Annotated in this window: 20 protein-coding genes; 10 read left to right on the plus strand and 10 right to left on the minus strand. The window is 69.3% G+C overall.

What is annotated here, in order from left to right:
• Window positions 1-19 precede the first annotated feature (19 nt).
• The 3 genes from JQX08_RS18085 to JQX08_RS18095 are packed head-to-tail and all read right to left on the minus strand — an operon-like array spanning window position 20 to window position 2,303.
• On the minus strand, window positions 20-358 hold the full coding sequence (locus JQX08_RS18085) for a DUF3325 domain-containing protein (RefSeq protein ID WP_205349806.1): 339 nt from the start codon (window positions 356-358) through the stop codon (window positions 20-22).
• On the minus strand, window positions 358-2,010 hold the full coding sequence (locus tag JQX08_RS18090) for a PepSY-associated TM helix domain-containing protein (RefSeq protein WP_205349807.1): 1,653 nt from the start codon (window positions 2,008-2,010) through the stop codon (window positions 358-360). The genes JQX08_RS18085 and JQX08_RS18090 overlap by 1 nt, the downstream gene beginning before the upstream one ends.
• Window positions 2,007-2,303 carry a hypothetical protein gene (locus JQX08_RS18095; RefSeq protein ID WP_205349808.1) on the minus strand — a complete coding sequence of 99 codons (297 nt, stop codon included), beginning with the start codon at window positions 2,301-2,303 and terminating at the stop codon, window positions 2,007-2,009. The genes JQX08_RS18090 and JQX08_RS18095 overlap by 4 nt, the downstream gene beginning before the upstream one ends.
• A gap of 196 nt (window positions 2,304-2,499) precedes the next feature.
• On the opposite strand from JQX08_RS18095, the gene JQX08_RS18100 reads away from it, so the two are divergent.
• The gene (locus JQX08_RS18100) at window positions 2,500-3,144 is read left to right on the plus strand and encodes an HAD family hydrolase (RefSeq protein ID WP_205349809.1); all 645 of its coding nucleotides are present in this window, start codon (window positions 2,500-2,502) and stop codon (window positions 3,142-3,144) included.
• Between the two features lie 247 nt (window positions 3,145-3,391).
• Here JQX08_RS18100 and JQX08_RS18105 read toward each other — a convergent pair whose 3' ends face one another.
• Entirely contained in the window at window positions 3,392-3,625 is a 234-nt protein-coding gene (locus JQX08_RS18105) for a DUF1161 domain-containing protein (protein ID WP_239482221.1), read from the minus strand.
• Window positions 3,626-3,645: 20 nt separating this feature from the next.
• Entirely contained in the window at window positions 3,646-4,749 is a 1,104-nt protein-coding gene (locus tag JQX08_RS18110; RefSeq protein WP_205349810.1) for an aminopeptidase, read from the minus strand.
• Between the two features lie 159 nt (window positions 4,750-4,908).
• Here JQX08_RS18110 and JQX08_RS18115 point away from each other — a divergent pair, with 159 nt between their 5' ends.
• Together JQX08_RS18115 and JQX08_RS18120 are read left to right on the plus strand one after the other, a co-directional pair.
• Window positions 4,909-5,322, plus strand: coding sequence for a PA0061/PA0062 family lipoprotein (locus JQX08_RS18115; RefSeq protein WP_205349811.1), 414 nt, complete (start codon window positions 4,909-4,911; stop codon window positions 5,320-5,322).
• A 46-nt stretch (window positions 5,323-5,368) separates the two neighbouring features.
• Complete coding sequence (locus tag JQX08_RS18120; protein ID WP_205349812.1) at window positions 5,369-5,797, plus strand: PA0061/PA0062 family lipoprotein; 429 nt, start codon at window positions 5,369-5,371, stop codon at window positions 5,795-5,797.
• A 27-nt stretch (window positions 5,798-5,824) separates the two neighbouring features.
• On the opposite strand, the gene JQX08_RS18125 is transcribed toward JQX08_RS18120, so the two are convergent.
• The 4 genes from JQX08_RS18125 to JQX08_RS18140 form a co-directional block, all read right to left on the minus strand.
• Window positions 5,825-6,250 carry an OsmC family protein gene (locus JQX08_RS18125; protein WP_346727608.1) on the minus strand — a complete coding sequence of 142 codons (426 nt, stop codon included), beginning with the start codon at window positions 6,248-6,250 and terminating at the stop codon, window positions 5,825-5,827.
• Between the two features lie 87 nt (window positions 6,251-6,337).
• Window positions 6,338-7,339 (minus strand): LLM class flavin-dependent oxidoreductase, encoded by a 1,002-nt coding sequence (locus JQX08_RS18130; RefSeq protein ID WP_205349814.1) that lies wholly within the window; start codon window positions 7,337-7,339, stop codon window positions 6,338-6,340.
• 143 nt (window positions 7,340-7,482) lie between these two features.
• Complete coding sequence (locus tag JQX08_RS18135; RefSeq protein ID WP_205349815.1) at window positions 7,483-7,707, minus strand: DUF1161 domain-containing protein; 225 nt, start codon at window positions 7,705-7,707, stop codon at window positions 7,483-7,485.
• A gap of 106 nt (window positions 7,708-7,813) precedes the next feature.
• The gene (locus JQX08_RS18140) at window positions 7,814-8,029 is read right to left on the minus strand and encodes a dodecin (RefSeq protein ID WP_205349816.1); all 216 of its coding nucleotides are present in this window, start codon (window positions 8,027-8,029) and stop codon (window positions 7,814-7,816) included.
• A 159-nt stretch (window positions 8,030-8,188) separates the two neighbouring features.
• Between JQX08_RS18140 and JQX08_RS18145 the strand changes: the two genes are divergently transcribed.
• The 7 genes from JQX08_RS18145 to JQX08_RS18175 all read left to right on the plus strand — a co-directional run bounded on the left by JQX08_RS18145 (window position 8,189) and on the right by JQX08_RS18175 (window position 16,865).
• A complete protein-coding gene (locus JQX08_RS18145) occupies window positions 8,189-8,512 on the plus strand; it encodes a DUF883 family protein (protein WP_205349817.1) in 324 nt (107 codons plus the stop codon).
• Window positions 8,513-8,637: 125 nt separating this feature from the next.
• Window positions 8,638-9,144, plus strand: coding sequence for a sigma-70 family RNA polymerase sigma factor (locus tag JQX08_RS18150; protein ID WP_205349818.1), 507 nt, complete (start codon window positions 8,638-8,640; stop codon window positions 9,142-9,144).
• Complete coding sequence (locus tag JQX08_RS18155) at window positions 9,141-10,112, plus strand: FecR domain-containing protein (RefSeq protein WP_205349819.1); 972 nt, start codon at window positions 9,141-9,143, stop codon at window positions 10,110-10,112. Before JQX08_RS18150 ends, JQX08_RS18155 begins: the two co-directional genes overlap by 4 nt.
• 179 nt (window positions 10,113-10,291) lie before the next feature.
• Window positions 10,292-12,712, plus strand: a complete 2,421-nt coding sequence (locus JQX08_RS18160; RefSeq protein ID WP_205349820.1) for a TonB-dependent siderophore receptor — start codon at window positions 10,292-10,294, stop codon at window positions 12,710-12,712.
• A 114-nt stretch (window positions 12,713-12,826) separates the two neighbouring features.
• Window positions 12,827-13,336: a sigma-70 family RNA polymerase sigma factor gene (locus tag JQX08_RS18165; RefSeq protein ID WP_205349891.1), complete on the plus strand. Its 510-nt coding sequence runs from the start codon at window positions 12,827-12,829 to the stop codon at window positions 13,334-13,336.
• Window positions 13,333-14,295: a FecR family protein gene (locus JQX08_RS18170; protein WP_205349821.1), complete on the plus strand. Its 963-nt coding sequence runs from the start codon at window positions 13,333-13,335 to the stop codon at window positions 14,293-14,295. Before JQX08_RS18165 ends, JQX08_RS18170 begins: the two co-directional genes overlap by 4 nt.
• 122 nt (window positions 14,296-14,417) lie before the next feature.
• Window positions 14,418-16,865 carry a TonB-dependent siderophore receptor gene (locus JQX08_RS18175; RefSeq protein ID WP_205349822.1) on the plus strand — a complete coding sequence of 816 codons (2,448 nt, stop codon included), beginning with the start codon at window positions 14,418-14,420 and terminating at the stop codon, window positions 16,863-16,865.
• A 3-nt stretch (window positions 16,866-16,868) separates the two neighbouring features.
• Here JQX08_RS18175 and JQX08_RS18180 read toward each other — a convergent pair whose 3' ends face one another.
• On the minus strand, window positions 16,869-17,762 hold the full coding sequence (locus tag JQX08_RS18180) for a LysR family transcriptional regulator (protein WP_205349823.1): 894 nt from the start codon (window positions 17,760-17,762) through the stop codon (window positions 16,869-16,871).
• Window positions 17,763-17,924: the final 162 nt, after the last annotated feature.

Here is a 17,924-nt window from a genome sequence, read left to right on the forward strand (position 1 = left end):
AAGAACATCCTTGTGCGCATTACAGGGTGAACAGCAGCGGCACGACGGCCAGCGTCGCCAGCCCCGCCAGCGCGGCGGTCAGGCGTGGCGCATAGGGCAGCAGCAGCACCAGACCGAGCGCCGCGGCGCTGAGCAGGCCGCACCAGACCACCGGACCGACCGCGCTGCCCCACACCTGCAGGCACGGCCACAGGGCCAGCGCCAGCAGCAGCCAGCCGGCCAGGCGCAGCGCGCGCTGGCGGCGCGGCGCCTTACCGGCCCAGACCTGCTTATGATGCCGATCCATGCCCAGGCACAGGCCGGCCAGGCCGGCGAAGGCGAGGGCGCTGCCCAGCGCCAGTGCGACATTCAGCTCCATCACTGCACCTCCGCCACGGCGGCGCGCGCGGTCTGCCGGCGCACCTTGGCCGGCGCCTGGCGGCGTTTGCGGAGTAGGCGGCGCACCGCCAGCAGGCTGAGCAGGCCACCGGCCAGGGCCACCAGCTCGACCCCGGCGCGCTCCCCATCGCCGCGCAGCAGGTAGCCGACCAGCTGTTCGCCGACCGTCAGCCAGTTGAGCAGCGGCAGCAGCAGGCACAGCGCGGCGAGGGCCAGCAGCTGTTCGATCCACGCCTGGCTCGGCGCGCGCAGTGCGGCGTGCAGGTAGCTGAGCAGCCACACCGCGAAGAACGCGGCGATCTCCCATTCCGGACGGTCGGCGATGCCCAGCGGGATCAACCGGTTGGCCCAGAAGAACGCCACGCAGGCCACGCCGAGGCCCGTGATGGTGCCGATGTTGAGCACCTCGATGACCCGGTAGACCTGCGCGGTGCGCGCACCGAACTCATGCAGCGAACGCTGGCGGCGCTTGACCATGAACAGGATCGCGCCGGTGGCGAGCATCGCCGCGCCGGCCAGCCCGCAGACGAAGAACAGCCAGCGCACCAGGTGGCCGCCGAACGCGGCGAAGTGCAGATTGGCCATCACCGACTGCACGTCCTGCGCCGCGCCGCCGCGCAGTTCACCGGGCAACTGGATGTCGCGCTGCGCGCCGCTGACGCCGTCGAAGAACACCTGGCCGCCGCCATCGCCGAGCAGGCGGTACTCGCCCTGCTTCTCGATGAAGCGGCCGAACACCACCACCGCGGCGCTGCTGTCGTTGGGGTGCTCGACGCTGAGGAAGCTCACCGGGCGCTGCAGCTGCTGCTCGCTGCGCCGCAGCACCTCGTCCAGCGCGGTCACCGGGGCAGCGACGCCGGTGCGTTCCTGCGGCGCCGGCTGGGTCAGCAGCTCGGCGAAGTACGCCTCGTCGCTGGGGTAGTGGGCGGCAATGCCGGCCGGCATGTACAGCGCGTAGAAGGTCGCCAGACCGGTGTAGGCGATCATTAGCTGGAACGGCAGGCTGAGCACCGACAGCGCATTGTGCGCGTCCAGCCAGCTACGCTGGCCCTTGCCGGGACGGAAGGTGAAGAAGTCCTTGAAGATCCGCTTGTGGATGATCACCCCGCTGACCAGCGCCACCAGGAAGGCCATGGTGAAGGCGCCGACCAGCCAGATGCCGGCGGTGCCGCCGTGGAACTCGAAGTGCATGTGCACGAAGTGGTGGCCGCCCTCGCTCTCGCGCTGCAGCGAGGCGCCCAGCGCCTGGCCGCTCTGCGGGTCGAGGCGGGCGTTGTGGAATTCTTCCTGGGCGTCCTGCCAGAACACCCGGATCGCCGCCTCGTTGTCGTTGGGCAGGCTGATGCCCCAGGAATGCGCGTCCGGCTGCGCCGCCGCCAGGTAGGCCTGGCCGAGGCGCACCGCCTGACGGCGCGCGCTGTCGTCGCCGAGCTCGGCGCCGTCGTCGAGGGCGCTGGCCTGCGGCAGGTGCGGCTTCATCCAGCGGGTGATCGGCTCGTCGAACACCCCCAGCGAGCCGGTGAGGAAGATCGCGAACAGCACCCAGCAGGCCCACAGCCCGCCCCAGGTGTGTAGCCAGGCCATCTTCTGGCGCAGCCCGCCCTGCGCCACGCCGGCATCGAGCTGACTCATACTCCGGCCCCCCCGAGCAGCAGGCCGAGCCCGGCGAGCACCGCGGCCGGCAGCAGCAGGCTCAGCCACAGGGTGCGCAGGCGCTCGGCGACGAACGCCCAGACCAGCGCCGCGGTGTACACGGCGAAGCTGGCCAGCGAGGCGGCGAGCACCGCCTGGCTCTTCGGCAGGGGAATCAGCGCGCCGAGGAAGATCACGCTGGCGGCGGTCAGCGCATAGCCGCCGAGGATCGCTGCGGCGACGCGGGAGAACAGCGCCAGGGCGTAGCCGCGCGCGGGGGAAGTCGATTTCATGCAGGTACCGGAGGGACGGGAAAACGAAGTCGCCGGCCCGGCCGCGCACGGCAGGATCGACGGGAAAAATTCAGGCTCCATGTCCATGACGGACGAAACGCGAAAAACCCGCAGCCGTCGGTCGCCGGCAGTGCAACAGATTGTTTCAGCCCAGGGCTGTTATCCTGAGCACCCCTGTTTGCCAGCCACACCCGCCATGCACTACTCGCACGTCCTCTTCGACCTCGACGGCACGCTCACCGACCCGCGCGAAGGCATCACCCGTTCGGTGCAGTTCGCCCTCGCCCAGCTGGGCATCGACGAACCCGACCTGCGCGCCCTGGAACACTTCATCGGCCCGCCGCTGCTGCAGTGCTTCATGGCCAGCTACGGCTTCGACGAGGCCACCGCCTGGCAGGCGGTGAACCACTACCGCGCGCGCTTCAAGGTCACCGGGCTGTACGAGAACCAGCTGTTCGACGGCGTGCCGCGCCTGCTCGAACAGCTCGCCGGGCAGGGCCGCACGTTGTACATCGCGACCAGCAAGCCGAGCGTGTTCGCCCGCGAGATCGCCCGGCACTTCGGCTTCGAGCGGCACTTCAGGGTGATCTACGGCAGCGAGCTGGACGGCACGCGTACCGACAAGGTCGAACTGCTCGCCCACCTGCTCAGCGAGGAGCGCCTCGATCCGCGCCAGACGCTGATGATCGGCGACCGCAAGCACGACCTGATCGGCGCACGGCGCAACGGCCTGGATTGCGCGGCGGTCGGCTACGGCTTCGGCAGTCGCGAGGAGCTGCTCGCCGAGGCGCCGACCTACCACTTCGAGACCCTCGACGAGCTGCAAGCAGCGTTCGCCTAAGGCGATAGGGTGGGTGGGGCCGCCTAGGTCGAGCGCAGCGATACCCATCGGCACGGTGTCGACGGGTATCCGCGCTGCGCGCCTCGACCCATCCTACGAACTAGCCACCCCCACCTACGCCCCTGGGTCCCCGCCTGCGCGGGGACGACGGTAAGACAACTTGGTCGCGATGCTGCCCCCGTCATTCCCGCGCAGGCGGGAATCCAGCCCGGCGGCTTAGCCTGCGCCAGGTGCGGGAACGAGGCAGTCAGTTGCCGTTCTTCTGGTAGAGAATCTTCATGCTCCCGCCGGCGCAGCTGCCGACCACCATGTTGGGGTCCTCGACCTCGCCACTCGGTACGATCTCCAGGGTGTAGCTGGTCACCCCGGCGGCCTGGATCTTCACCTCGATCTCGCGCTTGAGTTCCTCGCACGGCTTGGGCGCCGCCACGGCGCTGCCGGCGCACAGGCCCAGCAGTAACAACAGCATCCTTGGTTGCATCGCTCACCTCCGGTTGTGAATCACTTTGCCTGTTGGACTGCACCGGGCACCACGCGGTTCGCCGCCTGCAGGGCCTGCAGGCGCGTCTCGCGCTGCGCCGCGGGCAAGTCGCCGAGCGCGGCGACCGCCCGGTAGAAGGCCGGCCAGTCGCCGTGCACCTCGGCGAACAGCGCGGCGAACGCCGGCCGCCATTGATCATAGAGGCCGAACGGCAGCAGCTTGGCGTTGTTCAGTGGCGCGTTGATCCAGGCGTCGTAACGCGTGTCCCCGTGCCACTCGCGGTCGCGCAGCGCGCGGTACTCGGCGCGCAGGCGCTCGAACTCGGCGGCCTTGCCGGCGCGCTTGCCCGCCTCGTCGAGCGGCCCGCTGTACAGCGCCTGCAGGCGCGCGCGGCTGGCCAGCAGCAGCGCGGTGAACTGTTCGCGCATCCGCTCGGCGTGCCCGTCGAGCGGCGCCAGGCCGCGCGCGGCGCGCCATTGGCGCAGGCCCTCGTGCTCGACGAAGCTGGCGTAGGACTCGTTGAACGCGGTGTCGTCGGCCAGGTAGAAGCGCTGATGGGCCAGCTCGTGGAAGATCAGCGCGGCGAGGCGCTCGTCGTCCCAGCGCAGCATGCTGCTGAGCAGCGGGTCGTCGAACCAGCCGAGCGTCGAGTAGGCCTCGATGCCGGCCACGTAGGTGTCCCAGCCGTCCTGCTCGAGCAGCGCCGCCGCGCCGCGCGCGCCGCCGAGCTGGTAGTAGCCGCGGTAGGCGACGCAGCCGGCGATCGGGAAGCAGTGGGTGAGCGGCTGCAGCGACAGCTCCGGCGCGGCGAACACATTCCACACCACGTAGGGCCGGTCCAGTTCGGCGTAGACCCGGTAGCTGCGGTTGTCCGGCAGGTCCAGCGCTTGGCTGGCGAAGCTACGCGCGTCTTGGGCGAGGGCCAGGCGCTGGCGTAACTGCGGGTCACGCGCCGGGTCGGCGACGATCGCCGCGACCGGCTCGCGACGGCGCAACAGCTCGAGCTGACCCTCGGCGAGCTGGGTGTAGTAGGCGAGGCTCGAACAACCGCTCAGCGCCCCGAGCAGCAACAGGGGAACCCAGGCCCGGGAAAAACGGTCGAGTAAGCAGGAAAAAACCGGCATGACGGGCGGCAGAGCTCTCGAGCAAGGGATGGCCAGCAGCGGTTCGGGTCTCGCGAGCCCGCACCGGCGCCCAGGCGGCGGGTTCACCGCCTCGACGCAGCACACTACTGCATCGCGCCACCGCCAGCCACCAATCTGCCCTGACCCTTGGAGTAGCGCATGCGTACCTCGTTTTGTCTCACCGGCCTGCTCGCGCTCGGCGGCTGCTCGCTGCTGCCCAAGCCCGACCCCAACCAGGCGTGGATCGACCTGCACACCAACCCGGCCAGCCAGCTGCGCGCCGCCGAGGTCGACGACAAGCCGCTCGACGACGACCGTTTCTTCCAGGTCGAACCGGGCAGCCACGAGCTGCAGGCGCGCCTGCAGTTCGCCGTGGCCGGCAGCGACGTCGGGCCGAGCAGCGCCGCGCTGCCGCGCAACTGCGAGGTGCGCGTGCAGTACGCCGGCTTCGACGCCGGGCAGCGCTACCGACTGGTCGCCGGCAACATCGGCTTCCGCCCGTGGGTCAAGCTGTACAGCGCCGACAACCAGCTGCTGGCGCGCGGCCGCGAGGGTCGTTGCGGGGAGTTCTGAGGGCTATTCTGGTGGGGTGTGTTCCCACCGCTTCGAGACCGCCGCCATGCGTCCGCTTCCGCTCGTCCTTCTCGCCGTCAGCCTTGGCGCCTGCGCCGCCAATCCGCCGCCGCCCGACCCGCAGCAGGCCTGGGTCGACCTGGCCACCCAGCAGCCCAGCCACAGCATCTCTGCCAATCGCCTGGACGGCGCGCGCCTCAGCGACGGGCGCTACTTCCAGGTCAGCCCCGGCCGCCACGAGCTGGACGTGCGCTTCCAGTACGAACGCATGGGCGGCGGTGGCGGCGGCATGGACCCCGGCGGCTCGCCGGGGCCGATCACCTGCATCCTGCGCGTGCGCTACGAGCACTTCGCCGCCGGCCAGCGCTACCGCCTGGAAGCACGGCCGCTGGCCGGGAAGGCGCAGGCCTGGCTGTACGACGCGCAGCGCAAGGTGCTGGCGCGCGGTGAGGTCGTACGCTGCGGACCCTTTTGACGGGCCGCTGATCGGCGCCGTGGCGGCCTAGCTCTCCAGGCTGGCGTCGAGGGTGATTTCCGCATTGAGCAGCTTGGACACCGGGCAGCCGGTCTTCGCCGCTTCCACCGCGCTTTCGAAGTCGGCGCGCTTGGCGCCGGGAATCCGCGCCAGCAGCGAGAGGTGCACGGCGGTGATGGTGAAGCCGCCTTCGTCCTGCTCGAGGGTGACTTCGGCCTTGGTGGCGAGACTTTCCGCAGTCAGCCCGGCGAGGCCGAGTTGCATCGACAGGGCCATGGAGAAGCAGCCGGCGTGCGCCGCGCCGATCAGCTCCTCGGGGTTGGTGCCCGGCTTGCCCTCGAAGCGGGTGCGGAAACCGTAGGGCGTGTCGCTGAGCGCGCCGCTTTCGGTGGACAGGGTGCCCTTGCCGTCTTTCAGACCGCCCTGCCAATGGGCGGACGCATGCTTGGTGATTTCCATGGCACTTCTCCTCACGGGTGTTTCAGTTCAGAGAAGCGCAGCCCCGGCAAGTTCGCCACCGGTGGTCAGGGCAGGCCCGACTCAGCCGTGGTGGACCTCGGCGAGCACCTCGTAGGAACGCAGGCGGTCGGCGAAATCGTACATGTCGCTGGTGAAGATCAGCTCGTCGGCGCCGGTCTGTTCGAGCAGCACCTCGAGGCGCGCCTGCACCTTGGCCGGCCCGCCGATCACCGCCAGGCCGAGGAAGTCGCCGACTGCCTGGCGCTCGTGGGGCAGCCACAGGCCGTCCATGCTCGCCACCGGCGGGCGCTGCACCAGGCTCTGGCCACGGATCAGCGAGAGGATGCGCTGGTAGGCCGAGGTCGCCAGGTATTCGGCGCGCTCGTCGCTGTCGGCGGCGAGCAGCGGCACGCCGAGCATGACGTAGGGCTTGTCGAGCACCGCCGAGGGTTTGAAGTGGTTGCGGTAGGTACGGATCGCCTCGTGCACCAGGCGCGGCGCGAAGTGCGAGGCGAAGGCGAACGGCAGGCCTTTCATGCCGGCCAGCTGGGCGCTGAACAGGCTCGAGCCGAGCAGCCAGATCGGCACCTGGGTGCCGGTGCCGGGCATGGCGATCACCCGCTGATCGGCGGTGCGCGGACCGAAGTAACGCTGCAGCTCCTCGACGTCGGCGGGGAAGTCGTCGGCGCTGCCGGCGCGATCGCGGCGCAGCGCGTGGGCGGTGTACTGGTCGGCGCCCGGCGCGCGGCCGAGGCCGAGGTCGATGCGTCCGGGATACAGGGTTTCCAGGGTGCCGAACTGCTCGGCGATCACCAGCGGTGCGTGGTTGGGCAGCATCACCCCGCCGGCGCCGACGCGGATCGTCGCGGTGCCGGCGGCCAGGTAGCCGAGCAGCACGGCGGTGGCCGAGCTGGCGATGCCGTCCATGTTGTGGTGTTCGGCCACCCAGAAGCGCGTGTAGCCGAGGCGCTCGACGTGCTGGGCAAGCGCCAGCGAGTTGTGCAGCGCGCCGGCGGCACCGGTTTCGGCGCGTACCGGGGCGAGGTCGAGGGTGGAAATGCGGATGTCTGCCAATCGGGTCATGCTGCCTCCTGGGTCGTTCTCCCTATGTGGGGACGATTGGCCCGCAGACAACCCCAACGGCCGCGCAACAAAAAGCCGGCGGCCCTAGCGGACGCGCCGGCTCGTGGTAACCGGACCTGGCGAACTGGCGCCAGGCCAGGCGATCAGTTGCGCTGGTAGACGATTTCCTTGCTACCGCCTTCGCAGCTGCCGACCACCTGCTTGCCGCCGCCGGTGCCCTTGTCGACGATCTCCAGGCTGTAGGACTGCACGCCCTTGGCCTTGAGCTTGGCATCGATCTCGCTCTTCAGTTCCTCGCAGGGCTTGCCGGCGGCGAACGCCGACGAGCTCAGCGCCAGTACCCCGGCCGCGATCAGAAGTTTCTTCATCGGATAACGCTCCCTCGTTGTACGTCGATGGGTGGATGGTGCGCAGCCGGGCAGCGCGCCCGGCCGAGGCCAGTGTAGCGGGCCGTGGGTTGCCGGGGTGTGACGCTTAGCTGTTGGCGACGCGGAAGCCGACCTTGATGGTCACCTGGTAGTGCGCCACCGCGCCGTTGGCGATGTGTCCGCGGGTGTCGACCACCTCGAACCATTCCATCAGCTTGAGGCTCTTCGCCGCCTCGGCCAGCGCGTTGCTGATCGCATCCTCGATGCTGGTCTTCGACGAGCCAACCAGCTCGACCTTCTTGTACGTATGGTGATCGGACATGGGCATTCTCCTCAGCGTGGGGACCCGCGGCACGGGCCGGTGCGCGACCACCCTGCAGGGAGCCGGCGGGGCGGCGGCGTCTGAATTCAGACTAGTTGCACTTTCCGCGGTGGGTGCAGTCGGAACCTTCACAGCCCCTGCAACGAAGGAGATACCGCCATGGCCCTGCTGTCCCGCCACCACGCGCTGCACGACCTGGAAGCCGAAATCCAGAGCGTGCTGAGTACCCTGGAGACGCTCAAGGAGGGCGCCAGCGAAGAATCCCGGCGCTCCCTGGCGAGCATCCGCAAGAGCGCCGAACGCGCCTTGACGCAATCGCGCAGCCTGCTCGGCGACACCTATGACGAGGTCAAGGACCGCACCTACCGCGCCGGCGTCGCTACCTACAGCTACGGCCGCGAACACCCGCTGGCCAGCGCCGGGCTGATGCTCGGCGTGCTCGGCCTGCTCGGTTACCTGTACTACAGCAGCCAGCGCGACTGAGCCCCACCCCGGCGCGCTGCCGTACCCGCGGCGCGCCTTTCGCCGTACGCAACTTCACAAAGGCCGCGGCGCTCCCTACTATTGCGAAGAATTCTTATCTGCACTTCGCTAACAGGGAGAAGCCGGTGGCCGTCGACGCCCCATCGCAGACCGTCGCGTTGCTCTACCAGCAACACAGCGGCTGGCTGCAGCGCTGGTTGCGCAAGCGCCTCGGCGACCACGAGCGCGCCGCCGACCTGGCTCAGGACACCTTCCTGCGCCTGCTGGTCAGCCGCCGCCTGCCGGCCTTCGACGAGGGCCGCCGCTACCTGGTGCAGATCGCCCGCAACCTGGTCATCGACCAGTGGCGCCGCCAGCGCATCGAGCAGGCCTACCTCGACAGCCTCGCCCAGCTCCCCGAACCGGAAACGCCATCGCTGGAAACGCGCGCGATGGTCATCGAAACCCTCATGCAGATCGACGCGATGCTCGACGACATGCCGGCGCGCGTCCGCGAAGCCTTCCTGCTGTCGCAGTTCGACGGCCTGACCTACCCGCAGATCGCCGAGCGCCTGCAGGTCAGCGTCAGCGCGGTGCAGAAGTACATGCTGCGCGCCATCGCCGCCTGCTATCAGGTGCTGTACGCCGAATGAACCATCCCGCCGAGGCACCCATCGCCGCCGCAATCGTCGAACAGGCCAGTCACTGGTTGATGCTGCAATGGGGCGGCGAACTGGATGGCGAGCAGCAGCGCCGCTTCCACGAATGGCAGGCCGCCGACCCCGAACATCGACGCGCCTGGCAGCGCCTGGAACGCCTGCAGGGCACCCTCGCCGGCGTGCCCGGCGCCACCGCGCGCACGGTGCTGCGCGAGCTGCCAGACGCGCGCCGCCGGCAGACCCTCAAGCTGCTCGGCCTGCTGCTGATGGCCGGCGGTAGTGGCTACCTGGCCGAAACGCAGCTGCCGTGGCGCGAGAGCCTCGCCGACCTGCGGAGCGGCACCGGCGAGCGTCTGCGCCGCACCCTGCCGGACGGCAGCCGGCTGGTGCTGAACAGCGGCAGCGCGGTGAACATCCGCTACAGCGCCAGCGAACGGCGCATCCAGCTGCTCGGCGGCGAACTGCTGCTCGACAGCGGCAAGGACCCGGCCCGCCGGCCGCTGATCGTCGAGACCGCCGGCGGCGAGATCGAGGCGCTCGGCACACGCTTCTCGGTCTACGCGCTGGACGCCGGCAGCCGCGTGGCGCTGTATGACGGCGAGCTGGAACTGCGCCCGCGCGACCTGCCCGCCAGCCGTCTGCAGGCCGGCCAGCAGCGCTGGTTCGCCGCCGACCGGCTCGGTCCGCTGGCCGTCGCCGACCTCAACGCGGTGGCCTGGAGCGACGAGCGCCTGGTCGCCGAACGCATGCCGCTCGGCCAGTTCCTCGCCGAACTGGCGCGCCATCGGCGCGGCGTGCTGCGCTGCGACCCGGCCGTCGCCGGCCTGTCGCTGACCGGCGTGTTCCCGCTCGCCGACACCGACCGCGTGCTGGCCGCGCTGCAGCAGTCGCTGCCGATCCGCGTCGAGCGCCTGACCCGCTACTGGGTGACAGTGCACCCCGCCGACGCCCCGTCCCTGTAGGAGCGAATTCATTCGCGATCACCGGCACCACCTAGCCGCTGTCATCGCGAATGAATGCGCTCCTCCAAGAGCCGGGGCCGCCCTCGAAAAATATTTGCGAAGCCGTTGTCGGTTTCCCCAGCTCGTTCGGGATACCTCTTGAAATCACTTAAGAAGCATTCTCAAGAGGACTTTCCAGAATGCCGCAATCGACCCCCTTGCCCCGCACCCGCCTGACTGTCGCGGTCCGTCACGCCCTGTTCGCCGGCCTGCTAGCCGCCGGCGCGCTGCCACTGCTACCGCTCGCCCAGGCGCAGCCCGCCGCCAGCCAGCAGGCGCGCAGCTACGCCATCCCGGCCGGCAACCTCGACCAGGTGCTGAACCGCTTTGCCAGCGAGGCCGGTATCCTGCTCTCGGTCGACGCGCAGCTCACCGCCGGCAAACGCAGCCCGGGACTGAACGGCAGCTACGCGGTGGACGAGGGGCTGGCGCGCCTGCTCAGCGGCACCGGCCTGCGCGCCCTGAACGCCGGCGGCAACTATGTGCTGGAGGCCGCGACTGGCGATGGCACCGTGGAGCTGGGCGCGACCAGCATCCAGGGCCAGGCCTACAGTTCCGCCAGCCCGGACGACGGCTACGTGGCCAAGCGCGCCAGCGTCGGCTCGAAGACCGACGCACCGCTAATCGAGACCCCCACCTCGGTCTCGGTGGTGACCCGCGAGCAGATCGAGGCGCAGCAACCGAAGACCGTCGCCCAGGCGCTGCGCTACACGCCCGGGGTCAACGCCGAACTGGCCGGCCCGCAGTTCGTCACCGACCAGCTGATGATCCGCGGCTTTCAGATGGGCACCGGACGCATGCTGCGCGACGGCACGCGCACCTTCCTGCCCGACTTCCTCGGCTGGGACGCACCCGAGCCCTACGGCCTGGAGCGCATCGAAGTGTTGCGCGGCGCCAGCTCGGTGCTCTATGGCGTCTCCGACCCGGGCGGGCAGATCAACCTGGTGAGCAAGCGGCCGACCGCCGAGCCGCTGCACCAGGTTCAGCTGCAGGCCGGCAACCTCGACTACCGGCAGGGCGCTTTCGACCTCAGCGACGCACTGGACGAGGAGGGCGTATGGAGCTACCGGCTGACCGGCCTGCTGCGCGAGGCCGACGCACAGGCCGAGCACATCACCAACCGCCGCCAGTACTTCGCCCCGGCGATCAGCTTCCGCCCCAGCGAGAACACCGAACTGACCCTGCTCGCCGAGTACCAGAAGCAGACCGGCAACTTCGCCAACCCGCTGCCCGCCGCCGGCACCGTGTTCGGCACCGCGCAGGGCCGGCTGGACCGCGACACCTACGTCGGCAACACCAACTACGACCACATGACCAACGAGAAGACCTCGCTGGGCTACGTCTTCGAGCACCGCTTCGACGAGGTCTGGACCCTGCGCCAGAACCTGCGCTACAGCTACTACCGCCAGGACAGTGCCGAGCTGGCAATCTTCGGCCCGATCGCGCCGCCGCTGTACAGCCGCTACCTGCAGGAGCGGGAGGGCGATGGCCGGCTGTTCACCGTCGACACCCAGGCGCAGGCCGATTTCGCCACCGGCGACGTGCAGCACACCCTGCTCGGCGGCTTCGACTACAACAACGGCAAGTTCGACCAGACCCAGGACCTGAGCTTCGTCGGCGAAGCGTTCGACATCTTCGCGCCGGTCCACGACGAGTCGCTGACCTTCTTTCCGGTGCCCGCCTTCAGTTCCGACTACACGCAGAAGCTCAGCCAGACCGGCGTCTACCTGCAGGACCAGCTGAAGCTCGACAGCTGGGTTTTCGTGCTCGGCGGCCGCTACGACTGGACCAGCGACCAGCGCGACGACCGCGCCCCGCAGACGCAGAAGGACGAACGCTTCACCGCTCGCGCCGGCGTGGTCTACCTGTTCGACAACGGCCTGGCGCCCTACGCCAGCTACAGCGAATCGTTCCTGCCGACCATCGGCAACACCCTCGACGGCTCGCAGCTGGAGCCCACCATCGGCAAGCAGTACGAGATCGGCGTGAAGTACGAGCCGACCGGCTACAACGCGCTGTACACCCTCGCGGCGTTCGACCTGACCCGGGAAAACCTCACTGAATTCCTGCCCCTTGGCGTGGTGCGCCAGGACGCCGAAGTGCGCTCCAAGGGCATCGAACTGGAAGCCAAGGCCGAGATCGCCCAGGGGCTCAACCTGATCGGCAGCTACACCTGGAACGACGTCGAAGTCACCGAATCGGACACCGGCACCGAAGGCAACACGCCGTTCCGCGTGCCGGAGCACATGGCCTCGCTGTGGGCCGACTACACCGTGCAGGGCGGCGCGCTGAGCGGCCTGCGCCTCGGCGCCGGAACACGCTATGTGGGCAGCAGCTACGGCGACTCGGCCAACAGCTTCAAGGTCGACAGCTACAGCGTGGTCGACGCGCTGCTCAGCTATCCGCTCGACCAGCTGGATGCCAGCCTCGCCGGCGTCGAACTGTCGCTGAACGCGGTCAACCTGTTCGACGACGACTACGTGGCCGGCTGCTTCAACGACGTCGGCTGCCAGTACGGCCAGCCGCGCACGGTGTACGCCACCCTGGACTACAGCTGGTAAGCAACCCAGGCCTGCCCGCTCGCGGGTAGGCCGCCGTCAGCGCCACGGTCGTGGCGATTGCCGGCGCGCCCGCGGTCTCTATAGAATGAGAAGAATTCTTATCTACTCGTTCGGATTCCCGTGCCCGTATTCACCCGCAAGCTGGGTTTTTTCTTCGGTGACCATCACGCCTGGCTGTTGCAGCATGTGCAGCGCCATCTGCGCAATCGCGCCGATGCCGAGGACACCGCGGCGGAAACCTTCTGCCAGCTGCTCGCCGCACGGGTCGATCCGGACAGCATCGCCCAGCCGCGCGCCTACCTGTCGACCATCGCCCGGCGGCTGATCTACGACCGCCATCGCCGCCGCCAACTGGAACTCGCCTACCTCGAACGCCTCGCCGCGGTGCCCGAGGCGCTGGCGCCGTCGCCGGAAGAGATCGCCCTGCTGGTCGAAGCGCTGACCGCCATCGACCGCACCCTCGCCGGCCTGCCGCAGGTGGTCAAGCGCGCCTTCCTGTACAGCCAGCTGGATGGCTTCAGCTACCAGGAGATCGGTCGCCGCCTGGGCGTTTCCGAGCGTACCGTGGGCCGCTACATGACCCAGGCGCTGCAGCAGTGCTACCTGACCGGGATGCAGCCATGAGCCCGGCTAGCCTACCGCGCGCCGGCCAGGAAGCGATCGACTGGATGGTGCGCCTGCGTGCCGGCAACCCGGATGCGCAACTGCAGGCGCGCTTCGAGACCTGGCGCAGCAGCGATCCGGCCCACGCTGCCGCCTGGACGCAGCTGCAGCAAGGCCTCGGCGGCCCCTTCGAGACCCTGCGCAGCTTCGAACGGCGCGCCCCCGGCCAGGCCCGCGAAGTGCTGCTGCAGCCGATGGCCTCGCGCCGCGACGTGCTGCGCGGCGTGCTCGGCCTGGGCCTGTTCGGCGGCGGCTTGTGGCTGGCCACGCGCAGCCAGCCGGGCCAGGCGCTGCTCGCCGACCTGCATACCGCCACCGGCGAACGCCGCGTCTACCGCCTGGCCGACGGCAGCCAGCTGAGCCTCAACGCCGGCAGCGCGGTGGATATCGACTTCAGCGCCGGCCAGCGCCTGGTACGCCTGCGCTACGGCGAACTGGTGGTGCAGGTCGCCGCCGATCCGCAGCGACCCTTCGTGGTGCGCAGTGCGCAAGGCGAGAGCCGCGCGCTGGGCACGCGTTTCCTGGTCCGCCAGGAAGACCAGGCGACCCGCGTGGTGGTGCTCGAACATGCGGTGCGCCTGAGCCTGCCCAGCGGCGTCAGCCATGACCTGCAGGAAGGCCAGGCGGCGCTGCTGCAGGCGCGCCGGATCGTCCCGCTGTCCGGCCCCGAAACGCAGCGTGCCGACTGGCTGCAGGGCCGCCTGAGCGTGCTCGACGAGCCGCTGGCGGCGGTGATCGACGCCCTGCGCCCGTACCGCCACGGCCTGATTCGCGTCGCCCCGGCGGTGCGCCCGCTGCGCGTGCAGGGCGTCTATCCGCTGGACGATCCCGAACGGGCGCTGACCGCCCTGGCGGAAACCCTGCCGATCCGCATCAGCCATTACGGGCCCTGGTTGACCCTGATCGACGCCGCCGACTGACCCACAACGGTGGCCGGCGGCGCGCTGCGCAACGTTTTTATGAAAATAATTCGCATCTGTGTCCGGTTTTCATCGCTCATCGCACCTATCTCCTGACACCCCCACTTGATCAGGAGCCTTCCGTGCCCAAACCCTGGCCCCGCGCCCTTGCCATCGCTCTCGCGCTCGCCGCCGCCACGCCGTTCGGCGTTGCCCACAGCGACCCCGTCAGCCAGCAGCAGGTGCTGCGCTTCGACCTGCCGCCCGCCAGCCTGGCGGAAACCCTCAACGCCATCGCCCGGCAATCCGGCCAGGTGGTGTCCCTCGAGCCGGCACTGGTGCGCGGCAAACAGGCGCCGGCGGTGCGCGGCGAGTTCACCGTGGTGCAGGCCCTGCAACAGGCGCTGGCCGGCAGCGGCCTGCAGCTGCGCCTGACCGAAACCGGCAACTTCAGCGTGCAACCCGCCGCCGAGGCCGGCGCCGTGGAGCTTGGCGCGACCAGCGTGAATGCCAGCGGCCTGGGCGTCACCACCGAAGGCAGCGGCTCCTACACCACCGGCGCGGTAAGCATCGGCAAGGGCGAACACCGCCTGCGCGAAATCCCCCAGTCGGTCAGCGTGATCACCCGCCAGCAACTCGATGACCAGGGCATCACCGACCTGCGCGACGCGATCAACCAGACCACCGGCCTGGTCGGCGCCACCGGCATCGGCCCGGGCATGGTGATCTCCTCGCGCGGCTTCCAGATCGACGACTGGCAGTACGACGGCGTGCCGATCCCGCGCAACGCCTACGTGCTGGGCAACTGGGCGACCCAGGACCTGGTGTTCTTCGACCGCGTGGAAATCCTCCGCGGCGCCGCCGGCCTGTTGCAGGGCGCCGGCAGCCCCGGCGGGGCGATCAACCTGGTGCGCAAGCGCGGCCAAACGGCGCCGACCGTCAGCCTCACCGGCAAGGCCGGCTCCTGGGACCACTACGGCCTGCAGGCCGATGCCGGCGGGCCGCTGAACGACAGCGGCAGCGTGCGCGGACGCCTGGTGGTCGATCAGGACGACACTCACTCGTTCACCGACTACGCGTGGAGCAAGACCACCTCGCTGTACGGCGCGCTGGACGTCGACCTGACCCCGGACACCACCCTGGGCCTCGGCATCAGCAATTCCGACCTCGACTCGCGGCCGATGGTCCGCGGCCTGCCGCGCTACCCGGATGGCCGCGACATCGGCTTCTCGCGCTCGACCTACAGTGGCGCCACCTGGAATCAGAACGACATCGAGCAGACCACGGTCTACGCCGACCTCGAACACCGTTTCGACGACCACTGGCGCGTCAAGGCCGCCGCCCTGCGCATGCGCGAACACAACGATTCGACGCACCAGCGCATGCACGGCGAGGTCGCCGACGACGGCAGCGGGCTGAACTTCGCCGACTGGATCACCAACTTCGAGTCGACCAAGGAAGGTCTGGACATGTACCTCGATGGCGACTTCGAGGCGTTCTCGCTGGAGCAGGAAGTGACCGTCGGCGGCAACTACTCCAAGTACACCTCGGACGACTTCTACGCGCGGCGCTTCGTGCCCGGCGGCAACATTTTCGCCATCGACCACCACCGTCCCGAACCGACCCTCGACGCCATCCTCGCCTCGCCGGGCGGCCGCTCCACCAATGCTGCCTACGACATCCGCCAGAAGGGCCTGTACGGCAGCTGGCGGGTCAAGCTGGCCGAGCCGCTGACCGCGGTGCTCGGCGCCCGGGTCAGCTGGTACGACTACGCCTACAAGCTCCCCGATGACGACTACACCGACAGCATCACCGAGAACGGCGAGGTCACCCCGTACGTCGGGCTGATCTACGACCTCAACCACGAGTGGTCGGTGTACGCCAGCTACACCGATGTGTTCGAGCCGCAGAGTGGGCGCACGGTGCAGCAGACGATGCTCGAGCCGGTGATCGGCAGCAACTACGAAGTGGGCCTCAAGGGCGAACTGCTTGATGGCCGGGTCAATACCTCGCTGGCGCTGTTCCGCTACGACCAGAAGAACCGCGCGGTGACCGATACCGACAGTTTCGACCCGGCTAACCCCAACGACCCGAGCAAGCCCGGCTGCGACGGCTGGTACTGCTCGATGACCTCCGGCAAGGTGCGCAGCCAGGGTATCGAGGCCGAAGTCAGCGGCGAGGTCGTCCGCGATCTGCAGCTGTTCGCCGGCTACACCTACAACACCACCAAGTTCCTCGACGACCCGGAGAACGAAGGCCGGGTGTTCAGCCAGTGGACGCCCAAGCACATGCTGCGCACCTGGGCCGACTACCAGTTGCCGGGTGAGTGGAATCGCATCAGCGTCGGCGGCGGCTTCACCTCGCAGAGCCATACGGTGAGCTTCGACCGTGAATTCGAGGTGCCCGGCTTCACCGTGTGGAACGCCCGTCTGGGTTACCGCCTGAGCCGCGAGATCGACCTGGCGCTGAACGCCAACAACCTGTTCGACAAGCGCTACTACCTGCCCGGCTATGCCGCCGCCGACGGCGGCAACAACTTCGGCGATCCGCGCAACCTGATGTTCAGCGTCAAGTACACGCCGCAGTTCTAAGCCTCAGCCGGCCGCCGCCAGCTCCTCGCGTAGCCACTGCGCGAGGCGCTCGGCGCGCTGATCGAGGCTGCGCGCCGGCACCCACAGGGCCAGCCGCGCCGGGGTTTCGACGAAGCCCCAGGGCGCCAACAGGCGGCCGGCGGCGAGGTCGTCGGCGACCAGCAGCTGCGGGGCGATGGCCACGCCGAGACCGGCCACCGCCGCTTCCAGCAGATAGTAGAGGTGTTCGAAGCCCTGGCCGAGGCGCAGCTCGCCCGGTGCCAGGCCGTGGCCCTGCGCCCATTGCGGCCAGGCCTGCGGGCGCGAGGCGGTGTGCAACAGCGCTTCGCCGCCGAGCGCGCGCGCCGGCGCCTGCTGCAGCGCGGCGGCACGCGGGTGGCGCGGGCTGAGCACCGCGCCAATGCGCTCGGCAGCCAGTTCGTAGACCTGCATGTCGGCCGGCCACGGCGGTTCGGCAAACCACAGCGTGGCATCCAGCCCGGCGCGGCGTGGGTCGAGATCGCCCTCGCTGGCCGACAGCTGCAGGCGCAGCTCGGGCAGCGCGCGATTGAGGCGGTCGAGGCGCGGAATGAACCAGCGCGCCAGCAGGCTGCCGGGGCAACCGAGCACGAACGGCGCATCGGCGCGGCCCTGGCGCAATTCGCCGCACACACCGCGCAAGCGCTCGAACGCCTCGCCGCTGGCGTCGCGCAGGCGCAGCCCGGCATCGGTGAGTTTTACGCCGCGGCCTTCCTTGTCGAACAGGCGCACCCCGAGGTGTTCCTCGAGCTGGCGGATCTGCCGGCTCACCGCGCCGTGGGTGACATGCAGTTCGGCGGCGGCCTGGCTGATGCTGAGTAGCCGGGCGGCCGCTTCGAAGGCGCGCAGAGCGTTCAGCGGGGGGAGTTCGTTGGCCATGTGGATGCGTGAGTTTTCCTGACAGGTTAGGGCGATCTTATCGCTTTTCCGCACGATGGTCAGGGGTAGAATGGCGCCATTCGCTGACCCGTAGGATGGGTTGAGCGCCGCGATACCCATCATTCACCGTATGGGTATCGCCTACGGCTCAACCCATCCTAC

The organism is Zestomonas insulae (assembly GCF_016901015.1).
Classification (GTDB): domain Bacteria; phylum Pseudomonadota; class Gammaproteobacteria; order Pseudomonadales; family Pseudomonadaceae; genus Aquipseudomonas; species Aquipseudomonas insulae.

What these genes read in the sequence shown, in the direction of transcription:
- JQX08_RS18085 (WP_205349806.1), bottom strand. Translation starts at nt 358, where the DNA reads ATGGAGCTGAATGTCGCACTGGCGCTGGGCAGCGCCCTCGCCTTCGCC.
- JQX08_RS18090 (WP_205349807.1), bottom strand. Translation starts at nt 2,010, where the DNA reads ATGAGTCAGCTCGATGCCGGCGTGGCGCAGGGCGGGCTGCGCCAGAAG.
- JQX08_RS18095 (WP_205349808.1), bottom strand. Translation starts at nt 2,303, where the DNA reads ATGAAATCGACTTCCCCCGCGCGCGGCTACGCCCTGGCGCTGTTCTCC.
- JQX08_RS18100 (WP_205349809.1), top strand. Translation starts at nt 2,500, where the DNA reads ATGCACTACTCGCACGTCCTCTTCGACCTCGACGGCACGCTCACCGAC.
- JQX08_RS18105 (WP_239482221.1), bottom strand. Translation starts at nt 3,625, where the DNA reads ATGCAACCAAGGATGCTGTTGTTACTGCTGGGCCTGTGCGCCGGCAGC.
- JQX08_RS18110 (WP_205349810.1), bottom strand. Translation starts at nt 4,749, where the DNA reads ATGCCGGTTTTTTCCTGCTTACTCGACCGTTTTTCCCGGGCCTGGGTT.
- JQX08_RS18115 (WP_205349811.1), top strand. Translation starts at nt 4,909, where the DNA reads ATGCGTACCTCGTTTTGTCTCACCGGCCTGCTCGCGCTCGGCGGCTGC.
- JQX08_RS18120 (WP_205349812.1), top strand. Translation starts at nt 5,369, where the DNA reads ATGCGTCCGCTTCCGCTCGTCCTTCTCGCCGTCAGCCTTGGCGCCTGC.
- JQX08_RS18130 (WP_205349814.1), bottom strand. Translation starts at nt 7,339, where the DNA reads ATGACCCGATTGGCAGACATCCGCATTTCCACCCTCGACCTCGCCCCG.
- JQX08_RS18135 (WP_205349815.1), bottom strand. Translation starts at nt 7,707, where the DNA reads ATGAAGAAACTTCTGATCGCGGCCGGGGTACTGGCGCTGAGCTCGTCG.
- JQX08_RS18140 (WP_205349816.1), bottom strand. Translation starts at nt 8,029, where the DNA reads ATGTCCGATCACCATACGTACAAGAAGGTCGAGCTGGTTGGCTCGTCG.
- JQX08_RS18145 (WP_205349817.1), top strand. Translation starts at nt 8,189, where the DNA reads ATGGCCCTGCTGTCCCGCCACCACGCGCTGCACGACCTGGAAGCCGAA.
- JQX08_RS18155 (WP_205349819.1), top strand. Translation starts at nt 9,141, where the DNA reads ATGAACCATCCCGCCGAGGCACCCATCGCCGCCGCAATCGTCGAACAG.
- JQX08_RS18160 (WP_205349820.1), top strand. Translation starts at nt 10,292, where the DNA reads ATGCCGCAATCGACCCCCTTGCCCCGCACCCGCCTGACTGTCGCGGTC.
- JQX08_RS18170 (WP_205349821.1), top strand. Translation starts at nt 13,333, where the DNA reads ATGAGCCCGGCTAGCCTACCGCGCGCCGGCCAGGAAGCGATCGACTGG.
- JQX08_RS18180 (WP_205349823.1), bottom strand. Translation starts at nt 17,762, where the DNA reads ATGGCCAACGAACTCCCCCCGCTGAACGCTCTGCGCGCCTTCGAAGCG.